The sequence below is a fragment of the Planktothrix serta PCC 8927 genome (assembly GCF_900010725.2).
In the GTDB taxonomy this organism is placed as follows: Bacteria; Cyanobacteriota; Cyanobacteriia; order Cyanobacteriales; family Microcoleaceae; genus Planktothrix; species Planktothrix serta.
This window is the reverse complement of sequence record NZ_LR734887.1, coordinates 1-6,859: the sequence shown is the minus strand read 5'-3', so window position 1 is coordinate 6,859 and position 6,859 is coordinate 1. Positions and strand designations below refer to the sequence as shown.

Genomic DNA, 6,859 nt, shown 5'->3' with positions numbered 1-6,859 from the left:
ACAATTGCTAATAATTGTTTTGAGTTATTTGTTGTATTAATCTTGAAAATAGCAACCCCTTCAGGGACATTTGCAGGGGAACTATCAATCGCATACAAGTCTGGAGTTCCTGCTAATAGTAACTTATCTTCATCTCCATTAAAATCTGTAATCATGGTATATCCTAAACTATCACTAGAAATACCTAAAAGGGTATCATTTCCCCGGTCGCCTAATAGTAAATCGTTTCCAGTCCCGCCAATCAGACTATCATTTCCTTGACCGCCATAAATACTATCATCCCCGCCATCTCCAAACAGAGTATCTGCGTCGTTATTTCCAAACACGATATCCTCTTCTGACCCACCATAAGCGGTATCAACTCCGATATCACCAAACAGGGTATCAACTCCTGAACTTCCGATGACTAAATCATTTCCTTGACCGGAAAACAGAATATCATTGCCATTTTGTCCTTCAATAAAATCATCTCCCAGGAAACTGGAAATCATGTCATTTCCATCCCGACCGGGGATAACATCACGATTGCTCGTTCCTTCTAAAGTATCGTCTTGGTTAGTACCAATCAGAGACGCAGCCGGAGTTAAGGGAGGAATTTGATCTCCATTTTGACGCAAAAAGAACGAATCTGCTCCCTCTCCTCCAATCAGGGTATCGACTTCACTATCAAACATAATTAATTGTAGGGTAGAGATTTGGGTTTCTCTAGGTACGGGGTTAGATACTGGTTGCAAATTTGACATTGTACTTAAGGGTAAAGAATCTGAAGTAGTACACTCTGATTTGAGTATAGAATCAGGAGGTTTTTTTATTCTCTTTCAGAGATAATTCGTAAACTATGTATTAATAGTTTTTAACTTTTGATAAAATATATTAAAAAAGAGGATTTATAAAAAGACCGTATAGGTTTGAATTAAAGTTTCTACCGTCGTTGTTTCAAAAACCCATTCTAAGCCTTGAGTATTGACGGCTTTAATCAGAATGATGTCTTGCTGAGAAATTTTGGCCAGGGGAAGTTGATAAGACCAAGACCATTGAGAGTCAGAAGCTGAGGGTTGAGAAGATAATAAACAATTTTTTATTAATGTTCCATTAATGAAGACTAAAATTTCTTTTAATTGGCTATTAGGATTGATTTCTGATACCCATCCTTTGATTAAAAGGTTTCCGGCTTCGGTTAATTCACACTGTTCGATTTTTCCTTGGGGATGGTGATTAAATTGTAAAGAAGATAAGGGTTTTTGAGGGTTGCGGGTGACTAAATATAAATCTTGATAGCGACAAATTCCTTTAGGAATTCGAGAATAAATTGCTTCTCCCTGACTTATGGTTTTTAAACAATTAGCAACAAAGGTTTCACCGACATAAGTTGTGCCATATTCATTCACATCTAAGGTTTGACTTTCACTATTGGGAACAAATAAAAGATCGGAGGCTGAAATGGCTAAATGGGGCGGTAATAGTTCTCGATCATGAACACTAAACATTAATATTCCTTGAGGAGATAATAAAGCATAGAGTTTTTGTAACCAGGTTAAAAATGTCGCTTCAGGAAGATGACTAAAAAAAGAACAGGCTAAAATACAATCAAAGGATTGTTGAATCGGATAATCCTGTGGATAGGTCGTAGAAACAATTCCCTGAACGCCAAACTGTTCCCTTTGAAATTGTACCGCCTGAGCATAAATATCAGAAATCCAGATATTTTCAGGAGGAATATCTTGAACTAAAAACCGAGTAAAACGTCCATAACCACTGGCAAAATCTAAGAAAGATGAAATTTGACTCAAATCCCCAAAATGCCAGTTTAAAACCTGTCGGACAGTATCTAAAATTCGACGACCATTAAAATAATAACGAATACAAGCCCGATCCGGTGTGTGATGATTCGCTAAAGCAAATAAATACATTTCATCCTGATCACAAATAGCGGAATTAAAGGTAGCAGGAAATAAGGTTTGATCTTGAATAAACCGTTGTAGGGCTAAGGATTGACGAGATAAATCAACAAGCTGCATTGACTGTTTTAAAAAATAGAAGTTTTCCTCGCAATTTCATCTTACAGAAGACTGTTCCCCAAAACAATCAGGCCACCCCAGGAAAAAATTTGACGTTTTGGCAGTAAGATAGTAAAGCAATAGTTATCAAAACTTCATGGAAAGCTATGCGAGTTTACGTGCTGCTGTTCAATGCCGGAACAGAAAATGAGGGGATTCATACGATTCAGATGGGCGATCGCAATAAAGTGTTAATGTTTGAAGACGAAGATGATGCCACCCGCTTTGGCGTGCTTCTGGAGGCTCAAGATTTCCCGACTGCTAAGGTTGAAGCCCTGGACGAAGAAGAAATTAAAGAATTTTGCCAGAGTGTTGACTATGACTGGGAATTAGTGGCATCTGGAGAGTTGGCCATTCCCCCGGAACATAATGTCGATGAAACCGACTGGCAAGTTGAGGCGGAGAAACAGGTGGAGGTAGAGTCTAATTTAGGCTCTCCTGAACTGGATGATATTCGCAAACGACTGGAAGGGTTATTATGAATGGGTCAAACTAGGACAATCCAAGGTTAAGTTAAATATGGAACAGTGGGAGTCGCGGGGACATTTATTAACCGAACAAATCAACGCTAATAGTCAGAACTTGGATCAACTCAGTTCTTTAGAATTAGTGGATTTGTTCAACCGGGAAGATGTACAAACGTTACTGGCCATCGCCCGTTCCCGTGAATCGTTGGCCCAAGCGATTGATCTCGCCACTGTTGCATTGCATCAGGGAGGGCGACTATTTTATGTTGGGGCGGGCACCAGTGGCCGTCTGGGGGTTTTGGATGCGGCGGAATGTCCCCCCACCTTCTGTACCCCTCCAGAATTAGTCCAGGGCATTATTGCGGGGGGAGCGGGTGCCTTGGTTCGCAGTTCTGAAGATTTGGAAGATCGGGCAGAAGATGGGGCGATGGCGATCGCTTTGCGCCAAATTACCTATTTAGATGTGATCGTTGGGATTACGGCCGGAGGGACAACACCCTATGTGCAGGGAGCGTTACAAGCCGCCCGTCAACGGGGGGCGAAAACGGTGTTTATTGCCTGTGTTCCGGTAGAACAGGTGGAATTTGAAGCGGATGTGGATATTCGCTTATTAGTGGGGCCAGAAATATTAGCAGGTTCGACTCGATTAAAAGCCGGAACAGTGACGAAAATGGCGTTAAATATTCTCTCAACAAGTGTGATGGTGAAGTTAGGAAAGGTTTATGGAAATCGCATGATTGATGTGGCGGTGACGAATAAAAAATTACAGGATCGAGCCTTAAGAATATTAATGGATTTGACCGAAATTAATCGAGAAGCTGCCGAAATTTTATTAGAAAAAAGTGGAAAATCGGTCAAGTTAGCGTTATTAATGCAGTGGACAGGATTAGATGCGGTATCGGGTCAAGAATTATTAGATCAGCATCAAGGACAATTAAGACAGGCGGTATTCAGTTTTCCAAATTAGGATTTTCTCAAATTAACAATTTTCCCTCCTGTTCCCTGTTCCCTATTCCCTGTTCCCTGTTCCCTGTTCCCTGTTCCCTGTTCCCTGTTCCCTTCCCATCTGTAGCAACTATAATTAGATTTCATATCATTTAATATTCAAAGCTGACTGTCCCATATATGAGTGAAAATAATGTTATATTGAAAATAATACGAACATAAACAAAACGACTAAGGATCAACTGGACATACAATCTCAATACTCTCATAGAACAGCTTGGAATTTCAGGCTGAGACTTAACATCGCTTCTCTTTCCTATCTTCTAACTCCTGATTTTTTTGGGTATGATTACCAGGATCAACAGCCCATTGAATCCTCACTAAAATTAAACCTTATTCAAGTGAAGTGGAGATTTTACAATGAATGATAAAGAGTTAAGAGAGCAAGTCAAAAGCTATATTAAAACCCTTGTTAATGCCAATACTGATAATTTATTAGAATTAGCAAAACTGATCGGAATTGACCCCAAAAAGGATTTAATTGGGGCTGATTTGCAGGGGATTGATTTAACAAAAGCTGACTTAAGAGAAGCTAACCTCAGTCAAGCCAACCTAAGCCGCGTTAACCTCACTGAAGCTAACCTGAGTCAAGCTAACTTAAGTCAAGCTAATTTGAGCGGTGTTAACTTAATGGGAGCGAACCTAGAAAATGCCGATTTAAGAGAAGCTAACCTCAGTTATTCTAATCTAGTAGGGACTAATTTAAGGGGAGCAAATCTTAGAGAAGCGGACTTGAGTGAAGCCTACCTCAGTCATACAAATCTTAGTGGAACGGACTTAACGAAAGCTTATCTCAGTGGGGCTTATTTAGGCAATACTAATCTCCTAGGAGCCGACCTCAATCAAGTCTATTTAAGTAAAGCAAACTTGAACCAAGCTAACTTAATGGGAGCAAATTTAACCCAATCTAACCTAACTAAAACTAATCTGATAGAAAGCAATTTAAGCCGAGCAGTTTTAACGAAAGCTAACCTATTTCAAGCTAATTTGAGTTTTGCTAATTTGAGTTTTGCTAATTTGAGTTTGACTAATTTAAGCCTAGCTAACCTCAGTCAAGTCGTAGTGAAAAAAACTCAATTTAGATATATCCTAGGGATTTCAGCAGAAGTTAAGGATGATCTCATTAGTAGAGGTGCGATTTTTGATGATAATTCAGGTAATAGTTTAAGTGCTTTTCTTTCTCGTTAATGGCATTGATTTAATTAAAAATCTCTATCCAGACATTCCCTATTCCCTATTCCCTATTCCCTGTTCTAAGAGTGCATAGCACTATATTTGAACGACTCTTTGACCCCCTTAAATCCCCAAACCCCCTCAGCAAGCCGGATGAGAGGAACAAAAAGTTTTTTTGGAACAGGGGTTGACATTCCCAGAAAAAGCGAGTATATTAGTAAATTGTGAGAGGAAAACAAGCGAACAACAAAACCGCGAACTCCTCAAAAATCACCGAAAAGTTTATAAAGCTTTCCTGGTGTNTTCCCTATTTTCTTTTCCCCCTGTTCCCTGTTCCCTGTTCCCTGTTCCCTTGCCATCTGTAGCACTAATTTAAGGATTTCATATTATTTTAATGGGTTGGGTAATTTTCGACTAACTTTTGCTGGACAACAAATTCTATCCCCATCTCGATATCCAACAAAGCGAACATAAACCGTTTCTCCGGGTTGAATATCCTTAACATCGGGTTGATGAAATCGGGGATTATATTCCACTTGTTCCCAAGGGATGCCAATTCGTTTATAACCCCAATTTTCTAATACACCATCAATTGAACTCAGGAAAGAAAGTATATTTCTAGTCGGTAAATTAGTTTTTGTTTCTGTTATTTTTTTCATAAAGATTTCATTGTTTTTAACGCCGGACAAAAACTTTGATGCTCCCTTAAAATCCGGTGAGATGTCAGTACAAAATCAACAAACACCGTGATCCCGTGAGTATTTGTATTGTAATAGTTCTATAATTAATTTAAGGACAAACTTAGAGAATTTTTAGAGGATTTTATGAAATCTTTAATAATTTATTTACAAACCGGGGAGTTTCTTTAAAATAGTTTACATTTGTTTACAATTTTTCCCAGTTTATTGTTGGGATAGCTTCTGGAATAATTTCTGTTTGTTTGGAGAATCCACCCCTAGGATTTGATTAAAGATTTTATTGGTCGCAAGGGGTGGTTTCAAGTTCTAAAAAGAATTAAATAAAGACATATTGATTACTATCAAATGTCGATGCTATATCCCCTTGAACAATTGCTAATAATTGTTTTGAGTTATTTGTTGTATTAATCTTGAAAATAGCAACCCCTTCAGGGACATTTGCAGGGGAACTATCAATCGCATACAAGTCTGGAGTTCCTGCTAATAGTAACTTATCTTCATCTCCATTAAAATCTGTAATCATNTCTTCCATTCTGAGTAACAATATCAAAACTACCAGATGCACGGCAGAGAACTCGACCCAAATAAAAGCCTATTTTCTTGCCTTTGGTAACAACAGCTTTAACAATATCGCCCGTCTGAAAGCCTTTATGAATCTGCATTCGTGAGCGATGTCTCGTTGGAAATCCGTATTGATCTGTACCACACATTTGACGAGTACCACGTCCTGTTGCCTGAATCAATAAAGGTTTATTGGTTAACACCTTTAAAGTTTCAACTTTCCCAACACAAGCTGCATCTAGCCAATGGGTTTTAGGTAGATTTAATCGAGTGCGATTGAATTTAGTTAAACCACCGGAGCTAGTTGAAACAGATAAACCTGTTTCTTTTAATCGATTAAATAGTGGGACAATAGAGTTGAATTTACGACTGCAGCATCTTTTAAGGGTTGTTTAGCTTGTCTCAAAATCCGATGTAGTAAGTCAGGTTTACCTGATAGGAAATCTTGAATATCTTGACTTCCTTTCTTTTGATTACAGTCATGACAAGCAACAGTAAGATTGGAAATTCGGTCAGTTCCGCCTTGGGATTTGGGGTGAATATGTTCTACTTCTAAGGGTACGTTTTCAACCCCACAGTAGGCACATTTTCTACTCCATTTTTCCAGTAAATATTGCCGAACTTCGTATCCCTGTAGCTCTCCTTGTTGGTACTCAATTCCAGAGATTTCAGGATTTTCAAGTTGTTGTAAGTCAAATCTGACTAACTCTTGAACAATTGAACCAATGGGTGCAAGCTTAATTAATTTGTTCACCCAAGTTAGAGTTGTTTCTACTCGATGTTGAAGACTGGGTGCTGACCCACCTTTTTTTCGGGTACGATTCAAAAACCGTGCCTGACGATAGCGAGTTTTACGGTTTCTTCGGGAACGACGTAATGAACGTCGAGATTCCAAAGA

At 38.8% G+C, this 6,859-nt stretch carries 6 protein-coding genes and 1 pseudogene; 3 read left to right on the top strand and 4 right to left on the bottom strand.

Going from position 1 to position 6,859, the window contains the following annotated elements; genetic code table 11:
- Together PL8927_RS26405 and PL8927_RS26400 are read right to left on the bottom strand one after the other, a co-directional pair.
- On the bottom strand, nucleotides 1-743 hold a 743-nt coding region (locus tag PL8927_RS26405), incomplete at its 3' end, for a calcium-binding protein (RefSeq protein ID WP_083626891.1).
- Between the two features lie 144 nt (nucleotides 744-887).
- Complete coding sequence (locus PL8927_RS26400; protein WP_083624824.1) at nucleotides 888-2,018, bottom strand: class I SAM-dependent methyltransferase; 1,131 nt, start codon at nucleotides 2,016-2,018, stop codon at nucleotides 888-890.
- Nucleotides 2,019-2,164: 146 nt separating this feature from the next.
- Here PL8927_RS26400 and PL8927_RS26395 point away from each other — a divergent pair, with 146 nt between their 5' ends.
- The 3 genes from PL8927_RS26395 (at nucleotide 2,165) to PL8927_RS26385 (ending at nucleotide 4,717) form a co-directional block, all read left to right on the top strand.
- On the top strand, nucleotides 2,165-2,539 hold the full coding sequence (locus tag PL8927_RS26395) for a DUF3110 domain-containing protein (RefSeq protein WP_083624822.1): 375 nt from the start codon (nucleotides 2,165-2,167) through the stop codon (nucleotides 2,537-2,539).
- A gap of 37 nt (nucleotides 2,540-2,576) precedes the next feature.
- Nucleotides 2,577-3,491, top strand: a complete 915-nt coding sequence (murQ, locus tag PL8927_RS26390) for an N-acetylmuramic acid 6-phosphate etherase (RefSeq protein ID WP_083624917.1) — start codon at nucleotides 2,577-2,579, stop codon at nucleotides 3,489-3,491.
- 398 nt (nucleotides 3,492-3,889) lie between these two features.
- On the top strand, nucleotides 3,890-4,717 hold the full coding sequence (locus PL8927_RS26385) for a pentapeptide repeat-containing protein (protein WP_083624820.1): 828 nt from the start codon (nucleotides 3,890-3,892) through the stop codon (nucleotides 4,715-4,717).
- 371 nt (nucleotides 4,718-5,088) lie between these two features.
- On the opposite strand, the gene PL8927_RS26380 is transcribed toward PL8927_RS26385, so the two are convergent.
- On the bottom strand, nucleotides 5,089-5,361 hold the full coding sequence (locus PL8927_RS26380; protein WP_083624827.1) for a nucleotide exchange factor GrpE: 273 nt from the start codon (nucleotides 5,359-5,361) through the stop codon (nucleotides 5,089-5,091).
- Between the two features lie 563 nt (nucleotides 5,362-5,924).
- A pseudogene (iscB, locus tag PL8927_RS26370) lies at nucleotides 5,925-6,859 on the bottom strand (RNA-guided endonuclease IscB); the annotation flags it as partial.

Excerpts from the sequence above, each read along its gene's own strand:
- PL8927_RS26400 (WP_083624824.1), bottom strand. The coding sequence starts at position 2,018 with ATGCAGCTTGTTGATTTATCTCGTCAATCCTTAGCCCTACAACGGTTT.
- PL8927_RS26395 (WP_083624822.1), top strand. The coding sequence starts at position 2,165 with ATGCGAGTTTACGTGCTGCTGTTCAATGCCGGAACAGAAAATGAGGGG.
- murQ (WP_083624917.1), top strand. The coding sequence starts at position 2,577 with ATGGAACAGTGGGAGTCGCGGGGACATTTATTAACCGAACAAATCAAC.
- PL8927_RS26385 (WP_083624820.1), top strand. The coding sequence starts at position 3,890 with ATGAATGATAAAGAGTTAAGAGAGCAAGTCAAAAGCTATATTAAAACC.
- PL8927_RS26380 (WP_083624827.1), bottom strand. The coding sequence starts at position 5,361 with ATGAAAAAAATAACAGAAACAAAAACTAATTTACCGACTAGAAATATA.